Origin of the sequence: Actinomycetospora lutea (assembly GCF_028737205.1) — a bacterium.
Classification (GTDB): domain Bacteria; phylum Actinomycetota; class Actinomycetes; order Mycobacteriales; family Pseudonocardiaceae; genus Actinomycetospora; species Actinomycetospora lutea.
This window is the reverse complement of record NZ_JAQZAL010000011.1, coordinates 157,902-176,659: the sequence shown is the minus strand read 5'-3', so window position 1 is coordinate 176,659 and position 18,758 is coordinate 157,902. Positions and strand designations below refer to the sequence as shown.

Here is an 18,758-nt window from a genome sequence, read left to right as displayed (position 1 = left end):
GGGTCCGCGCGCCCCGTGTCGGCGAGCGCGGAGCGGATCAGGGTCGGCCCATGGCGATCTGCACCTGGATGGTCACGGAGACGTTCGGCGGCGCCGCGACCAGCACATCCGACGAGGTGTCCGGCCCGGGCGAGGTGCTCGCCGGCGAGGGCGGAGCGGTCCTGCGGCCCGACCACCCCGCGGTGGCGGCCATCGGCCGCCCGGTGGCCGCGGTGAGCGCGGTCGGCCTGCGGCTGCCGTGCACGGTGACGGTGCTGACCGGCACCCCCGCACTGCCGCCGATCGAGGAGGACGCTCGTGCTCGCCGCGAGCGCGTCCGTGACGCCGTGCTCGGGACGACCGCTCGCTCAGCGGGTGCCTCCACTCTCGTGCCCGGCGCCACCGCACCCGGAGGAGGCCGACGATGAAGGTCCTGGTCGGCTACGCCACCGCGCACGGCTCGACCCGCGAGATCGCGGAGCACGTCGGCGCCCGGTTGGGACGGTACGGCCTCGACGTCGAGGTCCAGCAGCTCGCCCACCCGGCCGCCCCGGAATCCTTCGACGCCTTCGTCATCGCCAGCGCCGTGCACGGCCAGCGCTGGCTCCCCGAGGCCCGCGCCTTCGTCGCCGAGCACGCCCCGGAACTGGCCGCCAAGCCGGTCTGGCTCCTCAGCGTGGGCATGCCGGCCGCGCTGCGGTACCCGTGGTCCCTGCTCGCGGGCATGCAGCCGGCGCTGCTCGTCGAGGAGCTCGCCGACCGGGTGACCTTCCGCGACCACCTCGTCGTCAGCGGGGTGATCCGCGACGACCACCTGCCGCTGCTCGGGCGGCTCGTGATGCTCGCCCTCACCCGCGGGGCCGGCGACTACCGCGACTGGGACCGCATCGACACCTGGACCGACGGGGTGGCCCGCGTGCTGACCACCCTGCCCGCCCCGAGCGGCCGCCGGAACCGGACGCGATCCGCTCCCTCCCGGTCCTGACCCGGGAGGGTTCCGACCGGTCGGCGCGCACCCTCGCGCGGGTTCGCCGGCTCTGCCGGGGTCCGGCCGCGACTCCGGGCCGTGTGGACGCCGCGTCCCCACCACCCGGGACCGACGGCCCGGCGTCCGGGGACCCTCCGACTCCCGTGCGGCGGCGGCGTCCTCGCGATGCTGGTTCCCCGAGACCTGGACGAACCGATGCCGAGGAGCAGGACATGGACGCAGCGCAGGAGCGAGGACGGATCGTGGTTGGGGTCGACGGCTCGCTCGCGGCCGAGGACGCCCTCCGCTACGCGGTGACCGAGGCGCGGCGGCGGGGTCTGGCGGTGCGGGCCGTCGTCGCGTACGAGCCGCCCGACGCCTGGATGTCGTCCTACGGCGTGCCCCTGCTGGCCGACAGCGACGAGATCCGGCAGAGCGTCGAGGACGCGATGCGGACGCGGGTGGAGGCTGTGCTTCGCGAGCTGGCCGCCGACGATCGTGCCGTGCCGCTCGAGGTGGTGGCCGTGACCGGACCCGCCGCGTGGGTGCTCGAGCAGGAAGCGACCGGCGCCGAGCTGCTGGTCGTGGGTCACCGCGGACGCGGGGCACTGCGCAGCAGGCTGCTCGGCTCGGTCGGGCTCTCGGTCGTCCTGCGGGCTCCGTGCCCGGTGACCGTGGTGCCGACGCCGCAGCGGGTGGAGGAGCCCACGGCGGACGAGGCCGCGATCGTGGCGGGACCGCTCCCGGTCGGGCCGATCGCCTGACCACCGACTACCCAGCGGGGTCGCGGACGGAGACCGCGACCTGCCCGCCGAGGACGTGTGCTGCCGCCGGAGGGCTCGGTCGTCCTCGACGGTCTCGAGGCCGTGCCGTCGCGCGGCCCCACGGCCCCCACGGCCCCCACGGCCATCGGACGGTCGTCGAGGTCCGAGAGACGGTGCACACGCGCTCCTGATCTCCACGGCACGCCGGGCACGGCGCGAGCGACCGCGAGCGGCACGTCGCGCATGACCGGAGCGCCCGCCGACCTGCCGAACGTGCCGCTCGCCCCGGACGACGCCCGGTCGAGGCCGGCGAGGGGCGCCCCTGGCCCGTCGATGCGATCGAAGGTGCCCTTCGCTCAGAACCGCACGCGCGCCACCCCGACGCGCGGACGCCGCGCGGCGCCGGCGGGTGACAGCTGCGTGAGCGCATCGGCGGCCGGGCGCTGAGGTGATCCGCCCCCGGCGCGACCCCGGGGACCAACGACCCTGGCGACCCGCGGGCTCCGTCGACGAGCCTCCACGGATGCGGACGGTGACGACCGCGCAGCGACGACACGGCAGGCGACGACGGCGATGACGGCGGGGGAGACGGGGATGGACGGCGAGGCGAGGGTGCTGCGGGGTCTGGTCGACGAGGAGCTCGTCGCCCGCGCCGGGCCCGGCGGCCCGGACCTGCGCGGGGCCACGGGACGGACGGAGGGCGGGGTCCGCGCCCAGTCGGCGCTCCCCGAGCGCGAGGACGTCCGGGTGCGCCCGCCCCGCCGGTCGACCGTCCTCGAGCTGCCGCGCGACGCCGAGCTCCCGGAGGTCGGGCCGCTCGACCGCGACGTCCGCCGGGTCGTCGACGCCCCGCACGTGCCCGACCGGCCGGAGGTGCGGACATGATCACCAGCCGCGAGCTGGACACGATGTTCGGCGCCGTCGGTGCCGCGCCGGCGGCGCTGCCGTCCGGGCCCGTCGCCGACGCCGGCCCCGTAGGGTTCTGGCCGTGCGACCTGCGCGACCGGGTTCCCGCGCCGGTCGTCCGGTACTTCGCGCACTCGCTCCTCCCGGGCGCCCCGGTGGTCCCCGGCGTGCGCCTGCGGATGCGCGGGCGGCTGCGGCTGGGGCGGCTGTGGCTCCCGTTCCGCGCGGAGGAGGACCTCGCCCCGCGGTGCGCCTTCCGCTGGTCGGCGAGGGTGGCCGGGCTCATCAGCGGCGCCGACAGCGGGGGCGCCGGGCCCGGGCGGATGCACTGGGCGCTGGGGCCGCGGATCAGCCTCGTGGACGCCCACGGGCCGGACGTGAGCCGCAGCGCCGCCGGGCGCTGCGGCGCCGAGGCGATCTGGGCGCCGGCCGCCGTCCTGCCGGGTCCGGGCGTCTCCTGGTCGGCGCTCGACGACCGGACCCTGCGCGTGCGGTTCGCGGTCGGCGACACGCCGGTCGACCTGGAGTACCGGCTCGATGGAGCCGGTCACCTGCGGGCGTTCCGGACGATGCGCTGGGGCGACCCGGACGGCACCGGTCGATGGGACTGGCACCCCTTCGGCGGGACGATCACGGCGACCCGGCTCTTCGGGACCTCGATGGCGCCCGCCTCCGGCGCGGTGGGCTGGTACCCCGACGGACCCGACGCCCGGCGACGTGAGTTCTTCCGCTTCCGCCTCACCGCGCTCGCGCCCACGTCCGGCATCCCCTGACCCGACGCCCCGACCACGGCGGCGACCACCACCGAAGGGTCGTCTCCTCGACCCCCACGGGCAGGTGCTGCGGGCTCAGGCGCCGGGGACGGAGCCGGGCGGGAGGAACTCGACGTCGTGCAGCGCGGACTGCCGCACGACCTCGTCGGGGTCCTGGAGGTCGTGCAGCTGGTCGAACAGGTGGGCCAGCTTGCCGGCGGGGCTCACCCAGAACAGGGCGCGGGCGTCGTCCTCGGTGCGGTTGTAGTAGGCGTGGGGGAGGCCGCGCGGCATGAGCACCGTGTCGCCGGGACCGGCCTTCTCCCACGCCCCGTCGAGGTAGAGCGTGAAGACACCCCCGAGGACGTGGATGTGCTCGTCCTGCGTGGGATGGACGTGGGGCGGCACGCCGGTCTGCGGCGGGTCGAGGGTCTCGAACGCGAAGCTGGACTCGCTGATCGCCTTCGCCCAGTAGGTGTGGCCGAGCACGTTCCACACCCGACGGTGCTGACCTTCACCGGCGCGCACGATGCCCTTGGGCAGGGGCCCCAGCACGATCTCGTCTCCCTCGAACATGACCGGACGGTACTGCGCGTGTCCACGCGGGGTGCTGCTGATCGGCCGGGGTGTCGTCGGACGGGGCTGCCCGGGCATGCTGGACCCATCGCCACTCCTTCCTCGCCAGGACGGTGACCGTGGAGGTCTCGACATCCAGCTACGTGACGACGGTCGTCGTCGGGGTGGTGGTCACCCTCGTGGTGGGGCAGCTGCTGCGGCGGGTGGGATACGACTTCCTCGCCGAGGTCTACGACGATCTGACGGTGGCGGCGTCGTTGAACCGCCTGCTCGTCACGCTGTTCCACCTGATCGCCCTGGGATCGCTGTGCCTCGTGTCGACGGTGAACCCGAGAGGCCTCGACGGCATCCAGCTGATCATCACGAGGACCGGGATCGTTCTCCTGCTCCTCGGCGGCGTGTACGGGCTGACCGTGCTGGCGTTGACGAGAGCGCGGAGCCGGCTCCGCGACGACGCCCTCGAGGACGGCATGGCCGCGCGATATCGAGGAGCGCGAGGACGCTGACCGGTTCCTGTCCGCGGTCTCGGGGCTGACATGGCGGGACGGGCGCGACCGGTCGAGGTCAGTCGATGTCCGGCGTCGTGGGGCGGAAGCCCTTCACGGTCAGCCAGACGCCGAGGGAGAACTCCCACAGCGCGATGGGCAGCGCGCAGAGGCTGCCGGCGATCGAGACCTGGTCCCAGCCGCCGAGCATCGTCACGGTCGCGGACATGATGATCAACGGTGCGCCGAGGAGGCCGACCGTCGGGATGACGCGGGGGACCAGCCGCGATCGGTACATCACGTAGCCGAGGAGCCGCGGCGTCGGCCCGGCGCGCGAGGAGGAGCCGGGCCACGGTGAGGTGCTCGTACTCGTGGAGGTAGGTCAGCTCGTCGTCGGGCGAGAGGTGCCGCCGCCGGGCCCAGGCGTCGGCCAGGTGGAGCTCGCCGCGCCGGATGCGGAGCCGGGCGCGCACCGCCGGCACGGGCGCCACGTCCGGCGAGTAGTCGCCGTCGTACACGCGCTCGGCCTCGTCGAGCAGGGCGAGTGCGGCGTCGAGGTCCCCGTGGGTCTCGAGGAGCCGCGCCTCGGTGACCCGTGAGCGGTACGGGTTCTGCGGCAGCCCCCGGTGCTCGCCCAGGCGTCGGGCCGTCTCGAGGTGCTCCGCGGCCGCGGTGCGGGCGTCGCGATCGATCAGGATCCCGGCCAGGGCGACGTGCATGTCGACCGTGCCGCGCGCCGGTGCCGCGGGGTCGCCGAGATCGAGTGCCCACCGCAGGAGGCGCTCGGCGTCGCCCGCACGCCCGAGGGTCCGGCGGATGTCGCCGAGGGCGAGGCAGCAGCCCAGGACGTCGGGGACGAAGCCGACCCGGTGCAGCCCCGCGATCGCCTCGACGTACGCGGCCTCGGCCGCGGCCAGGTCGCCCCGCGACCAGGCGGCGAGCCCGCCGAGGGCGCCGGCGGCGGCCCGGGTGAGGTCGTCGGACGCCGGGGCCGACGCCAGCGCCGACCGCGCGTGTGCCGACGCGGCCTCGAGGTCGCCGCGCGACAGTGCGAGCGCTGCGCGGTAGACCTCGAGCCCGGCCGGTATCGAGCGGTATCCCTCCTCGTCGACCACGACGAGACCGGGCGGGGCCTGCACGGGCCACTCGCCGCCGCCCGGCCGGACGGCGTGCTCGATGTCCGCCAGGCGCTGCGCCATCGTCCCGAACTCCGAGACCTGGGCGAGTGCTCCCACGAACGCCATCCCGAGGACCGGCCGGGTCCGGACGACCTCGTCCGGCAGCGATCGCGCCCAGCGCCCGAGCTCGGCCTCGCGCCGCTCGCGACGCGTGGCGGGCACCGCTCGTTCCATCAGGTCGGCCGCGCGGTCGACGTGGCCGCCGGCGAGGGCGTGGTCGACCGCGGCGGGGTGTCGCCGTGGTCGGCGAACCACCGACTCGCGCGTCGATGCAGCTCCGGCACCGCGTCCGCGCGCTCGTCGACGAGGTGCGTGCGCAGGACGTCGGCGAACAGGTGGTGGTAGCGGTACCACTGTCGCCGGTCGTCGAGCGGGACCAGGAACAGGTTGGCGCGCTCGAGGGCCGCGAGCGTCGCGCGTCCCCGCTCACGTCCGGTGACGGCGTCGCACCGCGGGCCGGAGAGCCGCTCGAGGATCGAGGTCCCGAGCAGGAAGTCCCGGACCTCCGGCGGCTGGTGGGCCAGGACCTCCTCGGTCAGGAAGTCGAGCACGTGGCGGTCGTCGCCCGCGAAGCCCGCGATGAACGCGCCGACGTCGTCGCGTCCCCGCATCGACAGCGCGGCCAGCTGCAGTGCCGCGATCCAGCCCTCGGCCCGTTCGTCGAGGGCGGCGACCTCGTGCTCGGACAGCGACAGGCCCATCGGACCGTTGAGGTAGGCGCTCGCCTCCTGCTCGGAGAACCGGAGGTCGGCGGCCCGTACCTCGAGCAGCTCGCCCCGCGCCCGCCACCGCGCCAGGGGCAACGGCGGGTCGACCCGGGTGGACAGCACGAGGTGGAGCTGCGGCGGTCGGTGCTCGAGCAGGAAGGTGATGCCCTCGTACACCTCGGGCGCCGTCACGAGGTGCACGTCGTCGAGGACGAGCACCAGATCCCGGGACAGCGCACCGACGTCGTCGAGGAGAGCGACGAGCGCGGCCTCGGTCGAGGACGGCGCTCCCGCGGTCAGCAGCGCCGAGGCCGCGTCGCCGGCGCCCGCCGCCGTCTGCACGGCGGTGAGCGCGGAGGTCCAGAAGCGGCCGGTGTCGTCGTCGTGCCGGTCCAGCGAGACCCACGCCGCCGCCACCTCGCCGGGCCTCGTCGCGAGCCACTCGACGAGCAACGTCGACTTCCCGAACCCGGCCGGCGCCGACACGAGCGTCAGCCCGGCGCGCAGGGCACCGGCGAGGGCCCCGGTCAGGCGTGCACGACGAACCGCTCCGGGCCGGCGCACCGGCACGCGGCACCTGCTCTCCGGCCACGGACCCACCACGCCGGTCCTCCCACCTGACCGGCGCACCCGGGCCCGGTGCTCCGGGTGTACCACGTCCGACCTGCCCCGTCACCGGGTCGTGACGGGCGCCAGTGGCGGAGCCACGCGCCGCATCGCCTCGGGGGCAGCGGCCGGCCGCCACGTCGTCGTCCGCCATGGCCACCCGGGGGCGCCCGACGACCCCCTGCTCGGGGGTCGGAGTGCCCTGGCCCCGCACGGCCGGGGCGTCCGAGCGTCGACGTGACGACGGGGCCGCGAGGCGCCGGCCGGGCCCCGGGGCCGGAAGGAGCACCCGATGACTCCCGCGCCGTTCCGAGCCGAGAGCCACGGGCCGCCGGCGGCCGCGCACCGGGCACGCACGGAGCGGGCTCGCGCGGACCCGGTGACCACCCACGTGGTGCTGGGCCACCGCCGCGGCCCCCAGGGCCGGACGGTGCTCCACCACGGCGCCGACCTCGCCGGACGACTGGGGGCCGCCCTGCACGTCGTCCATGCCGTCGATCTCTCCGACCATCCCGTCGACCCGGACGCGGCGGACTGGGAGGAGCAGGCACAGGAGGCCCTGGCCGCCGAGCAGCAGGAGGTGGAGTCGTTCCTGGCCGATCTGCCGGGACCGTGGACCTATCGCACCGGGCGGGGCGATCCGGTGGCGCTGCTCCGCCGGGTGGCCGACCACTACGACGCGCTGCTGATCGTCGTCGGGAGCCGCGGCGAAGGCGCCGGGAGCGTGGTGAGTCGCCTCCTCGGGCCCAGCCCGTCGGTGTCGCACGGACTGATCGCCCGCACCCATCGGCCCGTCCTGGTGGTCCCGCTGCACGCCGCCGCCGGCCGCTGACGCGCTCGGTCGGTGCCGGGCGGCCGGGCTGTGCGGGTCGTCCGACCCTCCCCGGCGGCGGCGACGCGGCGCACCCTCGGGCTCCGCCGGAGGGGACGGAGCAGCAGATGGAGCAGCGGACGAGGCACCGGGCGCCGGACGCCACGGCCGAGGGGACGGTGGCGGCCGGCTTCGAGCCGGTGCGCGACGCGTTCGTGGCGAACCTGACCGAACGGCACGAACTGGGTGGGGCGGTGTGCGTGGTCGTCGACGGCGAAGTGGTCGTCGACCTCTGGGGCGGGCTGCGGGACCGGGTGACCGGCGCGCCGTGGCGCGCCGACACGATGACCTTGGTCCACTCGACCACCAAGGGCCTGTCGGCCTGTGTCCTCGCCCTGATGCACTCCCGCGGTCTCCTCGACCACGACGAGCGCGTCGCCACGTACTGGCCCGGGTTCGCCCGCGCCGGCAAGCACGACGTCACCGTCCGCTGCCTCCTGGCCCACCAGGCCGGGCTGTTCGCCTTCGACGAGCGGGTCGACCGGGATGTCGTGGCCGACCTGGACCGTCTGGCGGGGGTCATGGAGCGCCAGCGCCCCGTCTGGCCGCCGGGCGAGCGGCAGGCCTACCACGCGATCACGCTCGGCTTCTACGAGAACGAGCTGGTGCGACGCCTCGACGCCGGTCACCGCACCATCGGGACGGTGCTCGCGGACGACATCGCCGGCCCGCTGGGCGTGGGGGAGGAGGTCTACCTCGGGACGCCGGCGTCGGTCCCCGACGAGCGGCTCGCGGCCCTGGTCCCGCCGTCGGTGTGGGCGCGTCTGACCGGGATGCCGCTGCGGCTGACGGTCGACGCGATGCGGCGGCGCTCGGTGCTCCACCGCTCGCTGGTGGCCAACCCGGGCACCGGCTTCTACGTCGATCCCGAGCACGTGATCGTCCGTGGGCTCGAGGTCCCGTCCGGTGGGGCCGTGGCGACCGCCCGGGCCCTGGCCACGGTCTACGGGGCCTTCGCCGCGCCGGGGGGTCCACTCGATCTGGACACGGAGACGCTCGAGGCACTCGCGGCCCCGGCGACACCCGCGCGGCGGGGCTGGTACGACGAGTGCCTGCACGGGCCGGTGAGGTTCTCGCTCGGTTTCATGAAGCCCAGCGCGGGGTTCGACTTCGGGTCCGATGCCGCGTTCGGGGCACCGGGAGCGGGCGGATCGATGGGGTTCGCCGACCCCGGGCGGCGGCTCGGCTACGGCTACGTGACCGACCGGATGGGCACGCAGCTCCACGGTGACCCCCGTGACGTGGCCCTGCGCGAGGCACTGGGGACGGTGCTCGCCCGCGCGTAGGCGCGCGACCGCTACTCGCCCGGGGTCGTGTCGGCGGGAACGACGACGATCTTGCCCACGTGCTCACGGCGCAGGAACTGCTGCTGGGCCTCGTGGATCGCACGCAGGGCGTACCGCGCCGCGACGCGCGGACGGATGTCCCCGGCGCGGGCGTGGTCCACCAGCTTCGCGAAGTGCGCCGCCGTGTGCATCGTCGACCCGATGAGCACCCGGTTGTGCAGGTAGAGCCGACGGAGGTCGATCGCGGGCACCGGGCCGGCCACGGCTCCGGCCACCACGGCCCGTCCTCCGGGCACGAGGACGTCGATCAGTCGCGCCAGCTGGTCACCGCCGACGACGTCGACCACCGCGTCGACCCCGCCCGGATGGGCCGCGCGCACCGCCGCGACCACGTCCTCGACCGGCCCGGAGCGGTCGATGGTCCGCCGGGCCCCGGCCTGCTCGACCAGGGCCGCCTTGGCCTGTTCGGTGACGGCGGTGACCCGGGCCCCGCGGGCCGCGGCGAGCCCGACCGCAGCGAGTCCCACGCCGCCGGCGGCACCGGTCACCACCACCGTCTCGCCGGCGACGATCCCCGCGCGTTCCAGCATCCCCATGGCGGTCCCGGACGCGATGGGCAGGCACGCCAGCTGCTCGTCGGTGAGGGGCGACCCGGTGACGTCGTGGACGCGTGCGGCGTCGACGACGGTGTACTCGGCGAACCCGCCGTCGAACTCGCTGCCCAGCACGGCCGTGATCGGTGCGTCGGGCCCGTCGTGGGCGTAGCGGGCCGGGTCGACGAGCACGCGGCGCCCCAGCAGCTCCGACGTCACGCCGGCACCGACGGCGTCGACGACCCCCGCGACGTCTCCGCCCTGGATGCGCGGGAACGCGATCGGCCCGAGCCAGCCCGCCCGGGCGTCCGGGTCGTCGGCGGTGCCGTAGGCACCCTCACGTGTCCAGATGTCGGTGTTGTTCAGCGCCGCGGCGCCCACCCGGACCCGGACCTGCTCCCGACCCGGGACGGGTACCGGGACGTCGTGCCGGACGGCGAGGACCTCCGGTCCCCCGAACGCGGTGAGGACCGCGGCCGTCATCGTGGCCTGGTCGTTCACGTTCTCGCCTCCCCTGGCCGGAGGTGGCGACCGGCGGCCGGGCGTCCGACCGCGTGGTCGTGGGCGTAGGCCTCGAGCACGTCCCGCGTGGAACCACCGCCCAGGACCCGGAAGCGGCCGACGATGCTCGCCGCGAAGTCGTCGATCGCGCGGATGAGCAGCCCGCCGTGGAAGTGCGCGTCGGTGGCGGTGCCGTGTCGTCGGGCCTGCTCGGCGAGGTCCAGCAGATGACCCATGACCGCCGGGAGCGCGAACCGTGGGTCGTCGTCGTGGAAGTAGTAGGTGATGGGGAAGGTGACCAGGTCGCGCTCGCAGGCCACCAACCGTGAGGTCAGGTCGGCGTACACGCTCGCCGGTAGCGGCGAGGGCGGGCCGGGGTCGGAATCGTCGGCGCCGACCTCCTCGAGCAGCCGGATCTCGTAGGCGAGGGCCCGCCGCCGGGACAGGACGGGGAAGATCGAGAGGAGCCAGGACACGCTCGCGGTGAGCAGTCCGAGCCCGAGCAGGGACTCCAGGGGAGCGGCCACGCGCAACAGGCCGTGGGCGGGCGAGACGTCGCCGTAGCCGAGCGTGGTGAGGGTGACCAGCGAGAAGTAGAGGGCGTCGAGCAGTCCCGTACCGGCACCGGTGAGCTCCGCGGCGTGCAGGAAGCCGCCCGGCATCCAGGGCCAGTACAGCAGCGCCCAGCCTCCTCCGAGGAACGTCGCCCAGCTCGCCACGACGACGATGAACGCGAGGGGTCCGGCGAGGGCCAGGGCGCGCGCTCCGGGCACGTGGTGACACGCCGACCACGTCACGCTGATCACCGTCCGGCTCAGCGAGTGCCGCCGCGGGTGCGAGAACAGGGTGGCGAACACGTCGAAGAGGGCGACGGCGATCAACGCCGCGCCGAGGGCGGAGACGAGCACGGCGGCCGCGGGGTTCACCGCGCACCCGGTGGGAGGGGGGTCACCCTGGTCATCGTTCTGCCCCGACGCCCGGCTCGTCCACGGCCCAACGTCCCGGGCACCCGCGTCGCCCCGCTCCGGGGAGGCGTGGACACCGGGTGTCAGCCGACCCGGGTCGGCCGGCCCGCCGCCGTCCACGCGTGCGTGCCGCCGGCCACCGAGACGGCGTCGATGCCGGCGGCGACGAGGGTCTCGGCGGCCTCGATGCTCCGCCTCCCGGACCGGCAGATCGCCGCGACGCGCCGGCTGCCCCGCAGCTCGTCGAGACGGTCGGGGAGCTCGTCGAGCGGGATGTTGCGAGCGCCGGGCACATGGCCGGTGGCGTACTCGCTACGTCCGCGCACGTCGAGCACGAGCGGGGGGTCGGTGTCCTGGCGGACCGCGGCGAGCTGGTCCACGGTGATCTCGCGAACGGTGGTCATCGACGCTCCTTCGGTGTCGGTGTCGGTGTCGGTGTCGGTGTCGGTGTCGGTGTCGGTGTCGGTGTCGGTGGTGAGCGGCTCGGGGTTCAGGGGGTCAGGGCGGCGAGGGCCTGGGCGAGGACGCCGGCGGCGACGAGCAGGACCAGCACGGCGAAGCCGCGACGCAGCACGGCGGCGGGGACCCGGCGGGCGAGCCGGCCGGCGGGGAGGGCGACGGCGACGGCGGCGAGGGCGAAGGTCGCGACGACCGGCAGATCCATCCCCGGGGCCGGGCCGGCGAGGTGGGGCACGAGTCCGGCGGCGGAGTTGACGACGATGACGACCAGCGTGGTCGCCACGGCGACGCGGGTGCGCAGGCCGAGGGCGATGATCATCGCCGGCACGAGCAGGAACCCACCGCCGACGCCGAGCAGTCCGGTCAGGAAGCCGACCAGCAGCCCCGTGGCGACCGCCCGGGGCAGGCAGCGTCGCCAGGCCACCCCGCCGTCGGGGAGGTCGCACACCCCGCCGGCCTCACCGGTGGCGCGCAGCATCCGGACCGCGGCCACGATCATGAGCGCGGAGAAGGCGAGCAGCAGGACGTCCGGGTCGAGGTGGTGGTGGACCACGCCTCCGAGCACCGCGGCGGGGACCCCGGCGGCCCCGATGATCCCGGCCAGGCGCCAGTTGACGTCCCGGCGTGCGCGGGGAGCGACCGCGACCGCCGAGGCCAGCCCGACGACCACGAGCGAGGCGGGGACGGCGGTGGACAACGGGAGCCCGAGCCCGTGGACCAGGGCGGGGACGGCGAGGATGCCGCCGCCCCCGCCGACCAGCCCGAGCAGGGCGCCGATGACCGCGCCGAACAGGGCGGCGAGGCCGAGCATCGCTCAGTGCTCCGGCTCAGCGCGCGAGGGCGGGTGTCTGGTCGTACGCGATGGCCAGTCCGGCGTCCGCGGCGTGGGGCCAGTCGTCGTCGATCACGATCAGCTCGCGGTCCCGGCCGGGCTCGGTGGCGAGCAGCGAGGCCGCGACCGAGGCGCGGTAGCCGGACCCGCAGTGGATCCACACCTCGCCGTCGGGGATCTCGTCGCGGCGGGCGAGCAGCTCGTGCAGCGGGATGTGGAGGGAGCCCGCGACGCCGCCGCCGGCACGCTCGATCTCGGTGCGGGTGTCGACGACGGTCACCGCCGCCGGGTCGCGGGCGAGCAGCCCCGCGAAGTCCGAGACCCGGTAGGAGGCCTGCGGCGCGCCGTCCGCGAGGGAGCCGAGCGGACCGGTGGCCGCGCCGGCGAGGCGATCGATGCCGATCCGCGCGAGGTCACGGCGGGCGTCGGCGACCTGACCGGCGGACTCCCCGATCAGGGTCAGCTCGGCATCGTCGGGGAGCAGCCAGCCGAGGTAGGTGACGAACGGTTGGGCGAGCTCGAAGGAGAGCGAGCCGACCAGGTGCCCGGCGGCGAACGCGGTGCGCTCGCGCAGGTCGACCACCCAGTGACCGGCCGCGATCCCGGCCGCGAGGCGCCCACGCAGCTCCCCGGGCTCGACCGGTTCCGGGGTGGACAGGTCGATCGGGGCGGGTCCGGCGGCGTTGGTCGGACCCATCCGCGCGTAGTAGGCGGGGTAGGCGCCCAGCCCGGCGATGAGGGTGTCGACGAACGCCTCCTCGTCCTGGGTCAGTGCCGGGTTCATCGTGCGCTGGTCGCCGACGGTCGAGGCCTCCTCCGAGGGTGGGGTCGCGGAGCAGAAGCTGCCGAAGCCGTGGGTCGGGTAGACGACGGCGTCGGCCGGGAGCTCGTCGACCAGCCGGCGCACCGAGTGGTACTGGGCGTGGGTCAGCTCGACGGTGTCGGCGGGGGAGACGAGGTCGGTGCGTCCGGTGGTGCCGTACAGCATCGACCCGCCGGTGAACACCGCCCGCACGACACCCGACTCGTCGGCCAGGGCGTAGGACAGGTGGTGGTGGGTGTGGCCCGGGGTCGCGAGCGGCCGCAACCGCATCGCCCCGACGACGATGTCGTCGCCGTCGCGTGCCGCGGTGCGGTCGAAGCCGACGTGGTCGCGGGCGTCGACGAGGTAGGTCGCGCCGGTGCGTGCGGCGAGCTCGAGACCGCCGCTGACGTAGTCGTTGTGGATGTGCGTCTCGGCGACGTGGGTGATCTGCACGCCGAGCTGGTCGGCGCGGGCCAGGACGCGGTCGACGTCGCGTTGCGGGTCGATCACCAGCGCGGTCCGGCCGTCGTGGGCGAGGTAGCTGCGGTCGCCGAGGCTGGTGGTGGCGATGGTCTGCACGTCGATCATGATGGGTTCCCTACCCGGTAGGGTATCTACCGTCGCTGGGTCGATCGGGTTCTCGCGGACGGGCTCGGTCAGGCTCGGTCAGGCTCGGTCAGGCCAGGGAGAGGAAGAGCTTCTCCATCTCGGCGACGTCGACGGCGCGCTCGCCGTCGTCGTTCTCGGTCATGCAGTGGCGCAGGCCCGTCGCGATGATCTTGAAGCCGGCTTTGTCGAGGGCGCGCGAGGCGGCGGCGAGCTGGGTGACGACGTCCTTGCACTCGCGGCCTTCTTCGATCATGCGCACGATCCCGGCGATCTGACCCTCCACCCGGCGGAGCCGGCTGGTCACGTCGGTGAGCTCGGTGGCCTGGACCTGCATGACGGGCTCCCCTCGGGTGTTCCGGGCTGGCACCCGGCACAACCATGGTACCCCCCGGGGTATTCCGGCGTGTCAGTGTCCGAGGGGGGTGAGCTCGCCCAGGGCCCGCAGCTCGTGCTCGAGCGCCTCGACGAGGTCGTCGCCGTCCGCGACGTGATCGGGGTCGACGAGCACGGTGATGGCCAGGTTCCCGGCGTAGCTCAGGGCCTCCACACAGACGGTGAGGCCCTCCTCCCCGGCCCCGACCGGGAAGGCGGCGGTCACGGGGACGCCGCCGAGGGCGACCGCCGATCGGGGGCCGCGGACATGGCTGACCAGGGTGTGCATCCGGCGCTGGTGGCGCATGTAGAACCGGAAGCCCCCGAGGGCCGCGAGGGGACGGAACAGCCCGCCGAGCAGGGCGATCGGCGGGGGACCGAGGGCGTCGCCCCGCCCGGCGCGGACCCGGAGGGACACGGCGGCCAGCCGGTCGTCCCGCCGGCCACCGGCGGGCACCCGGATGAGGAGCGGGCTGACCAGGTTCCCGAGCTCGCGGCGCTGCGTGCCCGCTCGCCCGGAGACCGGCACGGCGATCGCGATGCTGTCGAGCTCCTCACCGCGTCGGGCCAGCACCTGCTGCAGCGCTGCGGCGACCGCGGCGAGCAGGGCGTCGTTGACGGTGGCGCCGCGGGCGTGGACGGCCTCGCGCAGGCCGGCGAGCTCGTGGTGCAGGACCAGGACCCGTCGCCGCGGGCCGGTCGGGGCGAGCAGCGAGCACGGCGCCGCCGGGGCCGGGCGCAGCCCGCCACCCGCGGTGAGGGAGGCGCGCAGCAGGCGCGCCTCGACCCGCAGATCCCGCAGGGTCCGCCACCGGCGCCGCGCCGCGTCGCGCGCGAGGTCCCGGGGGCGCGGTGGCCTCGCGGGGAAGCCGGGAGCCGGAGCGTCCGTGCCCGGATCGACCAGGTCGGTGAGCACGGCGAGACCGCCGACCCCGTCCGCCAGGGCGTGGTGCAGCACGATCACGATCGCCGCCCCGCCCTCCTCCAGACCGGTCACCAGGACCGCGGACCACAGCGGGGCCTCGCGAGGAAGCCGTCGGGCGACGAGGCGCCACGCCAGGTCCGCCAGGGCCGCACGGTCCCCGGGGTCCGGGCACGTCGCGTGCAGCACGTGGCGCCGGATGTCGAAGGCGGGGTCGTCCACCCAGATCGGCCCGCCGCACCCCCAGGGCGTGCGCACGAGCCGACGCCGCAGGCGGGCCACCGCGGGGACCCGCTCGGCGAGCAGGTCCCGGAGCCACTCCGGGTCCACCGAGCGGTCGGGGTCGAGCCGCAGCACGACGCCGAACTGCTCGGGGAACCGGCCACCGTCCATGGCGAGGAACGCGCGGTCGCTCGCGCTCGCGCGATCCAGCAGCGGGACGTCATCGACTCCGCGGGCACCGGGGCCGCGCATCACGCGCCGACGCCGGGCGCGGCGCTCGGTGCGAGGCTGCGGGACGACGACGCGCGGCGCTCGGCGCGCAGCAGCACGAGCATGGGCACGATCATCACCAGCACCCAGACGAGCTCCATCCACCCGAACGGCCACAGCAGGACGTAGAACGCGATCACACCGGCGTAGCCGATCTGCGTGGCGAGCCCTCCGCTGAGCGCGAGGATGCCGACGACGGCCTCGAACAGCGCCAGCAGCCCGATGAGGACGGCGGCGGCCGGTACGACGACCAGCTGCCACGTGCTGGTGACCCACGGGAAGAACGCCGGGTCGGCGAAGCCGGTGTAGGTCGCGCCGGACGCGAGGTTGATCACGTGCAGCAGCGCCCCGCCGACGACGAACAGCACCCCGACCGCCCCGCGCCCGACGAGGAGCGCGGTCCTGCTCCGGTGCGCCAGCGCGGCCGCCCCGACGGTGGCGACCCCGCACACGATCCACAGCCCGATGAACAGCGGGTTGTCCTCCATGTCGTTCTCCTCCCCGGGTCGTCGACCTCGTCCCTGGAGGGCATCGCGGGGGAGCGGCGTGGTCCAGGGACGAACGTCCGTGGCGCCGGGGCCCGCCGGGACCGCCCCCGGGAGGCCCAATGCCCGACCACGGCGGCGTCACCGGGATCCCTTCTCCGCCACGCGGGGGCGGGCGAACCACCGGGCGACGAGACCGGCGACGACCGCACCTCCGGTCGCCGCCGCCAGCCCGGCGGGCGTGGGGGTCGTGGTGCGCAGCAGGGTCATCAGCGGGCCGACCGTGACGGCGGCGAGCTGGGCCACCACGGCGCCGGCCACCGCGATGAGCAGCCAGTCCGGGCCGGACGGTCGGACGCCGCGGGGTGCGCGCCGCGACCGCAACCCGACGGCCGCGCCGAGCTGACCCAGGCCGAGGGTCAGGAAGGCGACGCTGCGCGGGTCGGACCCGCCGACGAGGAGCAGGGCGGCCACGGTGAGGGCGGCGACCGTGGCCCCGACGACGAGCACGGCGAGCCAGAGACCGCCGGCGAGCACGGACGAGCCGGGCCGCCGGGGTGGTGCCGCCATGGCGCCCGGCTCCGACGGTTCGGTGCCGAAGGCGACGCCGGGCAGGCCGTGGGTCAGCAGGTTGATCCAGAGGATCTGCGCCGGGAGCAGGGGCAGGGCGACCCCGATCGCGGGGCCGGCGAGCATCACGAGCACCTCGGCGAGGCCGCCGGCCAGCGCGTAGGCGAGGAAGCGGCGCACGTTGGCGTGGATGCGCCGGCCCTCCTCGACCGCCGCCACGACGGTGCCCAGGTCGTCGTCGGCGAGGACGAGGTCGGCGGCCTGGCGCGCGACCTCGGTGCCGCGCCGGCCCATCGCCACGCCGATGTCGGCGCGTCGCAACGCCGGCCCGTCGTTCACCCCGTCGCCGGTCATCGCCACGACCTCGCCCCGCGCCTGCCAGCCCGCGACGAGCTCGAGCTTGCGCTCGGGTCGGCAGCGCGCGACGACATCGGCGTCGAGCAGGTGATCGAGGTCGCCGTCGTCCTCGTCGACCGCCGCGACCCGGACGTTCTCGCCCGGCCCGGCCAGACCGACCTGGTCGGCCACGGTCGCCGCGGTCCCGGGGTGGTCACCGGTCAGCACCACCGGCCGGATGCCCGCCCGGCGGCAGCCGTCGAGCGCGCCCCGCGCGGCCGCCCGGGGGAGGTCCTGCAGGGCGACCACACCGACCAGGTCGAGCTCGTGCTCGGCCTCCGTCGCCGACGGGTCGCCGCGGCGACGGCCGGTCGCCACGACGAGGACGCGCAGGCCCCGGCCGGCGGCGTCCTCGCCCCAGGCCCGCGCGCGGTCGGCCCGGGCGGACGCGCCCGGCGGGGGCAGGAGGGTCTCCGGGGCGCCCTTGCCGACGACGAGGACGCCACCCCCGTCGTCGTCGTGCCAGGTCGTCATCCGGCGGCGGACGGCATCGAACGGCAGCGCGCCGCGGCGTGGATGCCGGCGCCGCGCCCCGGCGACATCGACCCCGCGGTCGCGGGCCCACTCGACCAGCGCGGTCTCCAGGGGATCGGTGCCCGGCGAGGCCGCGTCACCGGCGGGTCCGGCCGGCGCGTCGTTGCAGAGCACCGCGGCGCCCACGAGCTCGTCCACGTCGCGGTCGTGCTCGGTCCAGAACTCGGCGACCCGCAGCCGGCCCTCGGTGAGGGTGCCGGTCTTGTCGGTGGCGAGCAGGGTGACCGCGCCGAGGGTCTCGACGGCCGGCAGGCTGCGCGCCACGGCGTTCCGTGCGGCCATCCGTCTCGCCCCGAGCGCCAGCCCGAGGGTGACGACCACCGGGAGGGACTCGGGGACGGCGGCGACCGCGAGGCTCATCGCGGCCACGAGCATGAGCAGCGGCGGCTCGCCGCGGGCGAGCCCCAGCACGAACACCACGGCGCAGAGCACGGCGGTGAGCAGCGCCAGGCGACGCCCGAGGACGGCGAGCTGGCGCTGCAGCGGGGTGCGGCGTGAGCGGGTGCGCACCAGTCCCTCGGCGATCCGTCCCATCGCCGACGACGGTCCGGTCGCCCCGACGACGACCTCGCCGCGGCCGCGCGTGACGACGCTGCCGGACAGCACCGCGGTGCCCGGGCGATGGGCCTCCACCGGGAGGGACTCCCCGGTGATGGCGGCCTCGTCGAGCTGCAGGGACTCGCCCCACACCACGGTGCCGTCGGCGGCCAGGACGTCGCCGGCCCCGACCACGAGGACGTCGCCCGGCACGACCTCGCGGGCGGGAACGGTGCGCACCGTCCCGTCGCGGCGGACCCGCGCGCGGGCGGCGCCGAGCCGGTCCAGGGCCTCGACCGAGCGGTCGGCCCGGATCTCCTGGATCACCCCGACCGTCGTGTTGCCGAGCACGACGAGCAGCACGACCGCGGTGTCGGCGTGGTCGCCGATGGCGGTGGTCACGGCCGCGACCACCAGCAGGACGAGCACCAGCGGATCGAGCAGCTGCGCCGCCACCCGTCGCAGGACCGAGCGCCGGGGCGGGCGGGGGAGCTCGTTCGGGCCCTCCCGCAGCAGGCGCGCGGCGGCCTCGGCGTCGCCGAGCCCCGGCGTGGACGCGGTCGTGGTCACGAGGTCCGACGGTGCGGGGCCGGCGGTTCCGACCGGCAG

Annotated in this window: 20 protein-coding genes and 1 pseudogene; 8 read left to right on the top strand and 13 right to left on the bottom strand. The window is 75.7% G+C overall.

All coding sequences use genetic code 11. The features are described 5' to 3' along the window. The first annotated feature begins 50 nt into the window (after nucleotides 1-50). From PHK61_RS14435 to PHK61_RS14415, 5 genes are all read left to right on the top strand, one after another. Nucleotides 51-407: a hypothetical protein gene (locus tag PHK61_RS14435; RefSeq protein ID WP_274281684.1), complete on the top strand. Its 357-nt coding sequence runs from the start codon at nucleotides 51-53 to the stop codon at nucleotides 405-407. Beyond that, nucleotides 404-964, top strand: coding sequence for a flavodoxin domain-containing protein (locus PHK61_RS14430; RefSeq protein WP_274281683.1), 561 nt, complete (start codon nucleotides 404-406; stop codon nucleotides 962-964). The genes PHK61_RS14435 and PHK61_RS14430 overlap by 4 nt, the downstream gene beginning before the upstream one ends. Before the next feature lie 215 nt (nucleotides 965-1,179). Beyond that, a complete protein-coding gene (locus PHK61_RS14425) occupies nucleotides 1,180-1,710 on the top strand; it encodes a universal stress protein (protein ID WP_274281682.1) in 531 nt (176 codons plus the stop codon). Between the two features lie 594 nt (nucleotides 1,711-2,304). Continuing rightward, entirely contained in the window at nucleotides 2,305-2,595 is a 291-nt protein-coding gene (locus PHK61_RS14420; RefSeq protein ID WP_274281681.1) for a hypothetical protein, read from the top strand. Next, nucleotides 2,592-3,389, top strand: a complete 798-nt coding sequence (locus tag PHK61_RS14415) for a DUF6544 family protein (protein ID WP_274281680.1) — start codon at nucleotides 2,592-2,594, stop codon at nucleotides 3,387-3,389. Before PHK61_RS14420 ends, PHK61_RS14415 begins: the two co-directional genes overlap by 4 nt. A gap of 75 nt (nucleotides 3,390-3,464) precedes the next feature. Here the strand turns inward: PHK61_RS14415 and PHK61_RS14410 are convergent, their stop codons facing one another. Next, on the bottom strand, nucleotides 3,465-3,944 hold the full coding sequence (locus tag PHK61_RS14410; RefSeq protein WP_274281679.1) for a cupin domain-containing protein: 480 nt from the start codon (nucleotides 3,942-3,944) through the stop codon (nucleotides 3,465-3,467). 119 nt (nucleotides 3,945-4,063) lie between these two features. Between PHK61_RS14410 and PHK61_RS14405 the strand changes: the two genes are divergently transcribed. Continuing rightward, a complete protein-coding gene (locus PHK61_RS14405; protein ID WP_274281678.1) occupies nucleotides 4,064-4,450 on the top strand; it encodes a hypothetical protein in 387 nt (128 codons plus the stop codon). 58 nt (nucleotides 4,451-4,508) lie between these two features. Here PHK61_RS14405 and PHK61_RS14400 read toward each other — a convergent pair whose 3' ends face one another. From PHK61_RS14400 to PHK61_RS14390, 3 genes and pseudogenes are all read right to left on the bottom strand, one after another. Further along, nucleotides 4,509-4,730: a DUF4386 domain-containing protein gene (locus PHK61_RS14400; RefSeq protein ID WP_274281677.1), complete on the bottom strand. Its 222-nt coding sequence runs from the start codon at nucleotides 4,728-4,730 to the stop codon at nucleotides 4,509-4,511. A 61-nt stretch (nucleotides 4,731-4,791) separates the two neighbouring features. Then, a pseudogene (locus PHK61_RS32040) lies at nucleotides 4,792-5,628 on the bottom strand (tetratricopeptide repeat protein); the annotation flags it as partial. A 152-nt stretch (nucleotides 5,629-5,780) separates the two neighbouring features. Next, nucleotides 5,781-6,884: a winged helix-turn-helix domain-containing protein gene (locus tag PHK61_RS14390; protein ID WP_274281675.1), complete on the bottom strand. Its 1,104-nt coding sequence runs from the start codon at nucleotides 6,882-6,884 to the stop codon at nucleotides 5,781-5,783. A 328-nt stretch (nucleotides 6,885-7,212) separates the two neighbouring features. On the opposite strand from PHK61_RS14390, the gene PHK61_RS14385 reads away from it, so the two are divergent. Both PHK61_RS14385 and PHK61_RS14380 read left to right on the top strand, forming a co-directional pair. After that, on the top strand, nucleotides 7,213-7,752 hold the full coding sequence (locus tag PHK61_RS14385; RefSeq protein ID WP_274281674.1) for a universal stress protein: 540 nt from the start codon (nucleotides 7,213-7,215) through the stop codon (nucleotides 7,750-7,752). Nucleotides 7,753-7,859: 107 nt separating this feature from the next. Further along, nucleotides 7,860-9,077: a serine hydrolase domain-containing protein gene (locus tag PHK61_RS14380; RefSeq protein WP_274281673.1), complete on the top strand. Its 1,218-nt coding sequence runs from the start codon at nucleotides 7,860-7,862 to the stop codon at nucleotides 9,075-9,077. Nucleotides 9,078-9,088: 11 nt separating this feature from the next. On the opposite strand, the gene PHK61_RS14375 is transcribed toward PHK61_RS14380, so the two are convergent. The 9 genes from PHK61_RS14375 to PHK61_RS14335 all read right to left on the bottom strand — a co-directional run bounded on the left by PHK61_RS14375 (nucleotide 9,089) and on the right by PHK61_RS14335 (nucleotide 18,719). Next, nucleotides 9,089-10,171, bottom strand: coding sequence for a zinc-binding dehydrogenase (locus tag PHK61_RS14375; RefSeq protein WP_337993962.1), 1,083 nt, complete (start codon nucleotides 10,169-10,171; stop codon nucleotides 9,089-9,091). After that, nucleotides 10,168-11,097 carry a potassium channel family protein gene (locus PHK61_RS14370; protein ID WP_274281672.1) on the bottom strand — a complete coding sequence of 310 codons (930 nt, stop codon included), beginning with the start codon at nucleotides 11,095-11,097 and terminating at the stop codon, nucleotides 10,168-10,170. The genes PHK61_RS14375 and PHK61_RS14370 overlap by 4 nt, the downstream gene beginning before the upstream one ends. Nucleotides 11,098-11,219: 122 nt before the next feature. Further along, nucleotides 11,220-11,540, bottom strand: a complete 321-nt coding sequence (locus PHK61_RS14365) for a rhodanese-like domain-containing protein (RefSeq protein ID WP_274281671.1) — start codon at nucleotides 11,538-11,540, stop codon at nucleotides 11,220-11,222. An 86-nt stretch (nucleotides 11,541-11,626) separates the two neighbouring features. Then, on the bottom strand, nucleotides 11,627-12,406 hold the full coding sequence (locus tag PHK61_RS14360) for a sulfite exporter TauE/SafE family protein (RefSeq protein ID WP_274281670.1): 780 nt from the start codon (nucleotides 12,404-12,406) through the stop codon (nucleotides 11,627-11,629). Between the two features lie 16 nt (nucleotides 12,407-12,422). After that, nucleotides 12,423-13,820, bottom strand: coding sequence for an MBL fold metallo-hydrolase (locus tag PHK61_RS14355; RefSeq protein WP_274281669.1), 1,398 nt, complete (start codon nucleotides 13,818-13,820; stop codon nucleotides 12,423-12,425). Between the two features lie 88 nt (nucleotides 13,821-13,908). Then, on the bottom strand, nucleotides 13,909-14,175 hold the full coding sequence (locus PHK61_RS14350; protein ID WP_274281668.1) for a metal-sensitive transcriptional regulator: 267 nt from the start codon (nucleotides 14,173-14,175) through the stop codon (nucleotides 13,909-13,911). A 72-nt stretch (nucleotides 14,176-14,247) separates the two neighbouring features. Further along, nucleotides 14,248-15,609 carry a wax ester/triacylglycerol synthase domain-containing protein gene (locus tag PHK61_RS14345; protein ID WP_274281704.1) on the bottom strand — a complete coding sequence of 454 codons (1,362 nt, stop codon included), beginning with the start codon at nucleotides 15,607-15,609 and terminating at the stop codon, nucleotides 14,248-14,250. Then, a complete protein-coding gene (locus PHK61_RS14340; protein WP_274281667.1) occupies nucleotides 15,609-16,115 on the bottom strand; it encodes a hypothetical protein in 507 nt (168 codons plus the stop codon). Before PHK61_RS14340 ends, PHK61_RS14345 begins: the two co-directional genes overlap by 1 nt. 138 nt (nucleotides 16,116-16,253) lie before the next feature. Next, nucleotides 16,254-18,719 (bottom strand): cation-translocating P-type ATPase, encoded by a 2,466-nt coding sequence (locus tag PHK61_RS14335; RefSeq protein WP_274281666.1) that lies wholly within the window; start codon nucleotides 18,717-18,719, stop codon nucleotides 16,254-16,256. Between the last annotated feature and the right edge of the window lie 39 nt (nucleotides 18,720-18,758).

Excerpts from the sequence above, each read along its gene's own strand:
- PHK61_RS14430 (WP_274281683.1), top strand. The coding sequence starts at position 404 with ATGAAGGTCCTGGTCGGCTACGCCACCGCGCACGGCTCGACCCGCGAG.
- PHK61_RS14435 (WP_274281684.1), top strand. The coding sequence starts at position 51 with ATGGCGATCTGCACCTGGATGGTCACGGAGACGTTCGGCGGCGCCGCG.
- PHK61_RS14425 (WP_274281682.1), top strand. The coding sequence starts at position 1,180 with ATGGACGCAGCGCAGGAGCGAGGACGGATCGTGGTTGGGGTCGACGGC.
- PHK61_RS14385 (WP_274281674.1), top strand. The coding sequence starts at position 7,213 with ATGACTCCCGCGCCGTTCCGAGCCGAGAGCCACGGGCCGCCGGCGGCC.
- PHK61_RS14365 (WP_274281671.1), bottom strand. The coding sequence starts at position 11,540 with ATGACCACCGTTCGCGAGATCACCGTGGACCAGCTCGCCGCGGTCCGC.
- PHK61_RS14380 (WP_274281673.1), top strand. The coding sequence starts at position 7,860 with ATGGAGCAGCGGACGAGGCACCGGGCGCCGGACGCCACGGCCGAGGGG.
- PHK61_RS14345 (WP_274281704.1), bottom strand. The coding sequence starts at position 15,609 with ATGCGCGGCCCCGGTGCCCGCGGAGTCGATGACGTCCCGCTGCTGGAT.
- PHK61_RS14355 (WP_274281669.1), bottom strand. The coding sequence starts at position 13,820 with ATGATCGACGTGCAGACCATCGCCACCACCAGCCTCGGCGACCGCAGC.
- PHK61_RS14350 (WP_274281668.1), bottom strand. The coding sequence starts at position 14,175 with ATGCAGGTCCAGGCCACCGAGCTCACCGACGTGACCAGCCGGCTCCGC.
- PHK61_RS14410 (WP_274281679.1), bottom strand. The coding sequence starts at position 3,944 with ATGTTCGAGGGAGACGAGATCGTGCTGGGGCCCCTGCCCAAGGGCATC.
- PHK61_RS14420 (WP_274281681.1), top strand. The coding sequence starts at position 2,305 with ATGGACGGCGAGGCGAGGGTGCTGCGGGGTCTGGTCGACGAGGAGCTC.
- PHK61_RS14360 (WP_274281670.1), bottom strand. The coding sequence starts at position 12,406 with ATGCTCGGCCTCGCCGCCCTGTTCGGCGCGGTCATCGGCGCCCTGCTC.
- PHK61_RS14340 (WP_274281667.1), bottom strand. The coding sequence starts at position 16,115 with ATGGAGGACAACCCGCTGTTCATCGGGCTGTGGATCGTGTGCGGGGTC.
- PHK61_RS14415 (WP_274281680.1), top strand. The coding sequence starts at position 2,592 with ATGATCACCAGCCGCGAGCTGGACACGATGTTCGGCGCCGTCGGTGCC.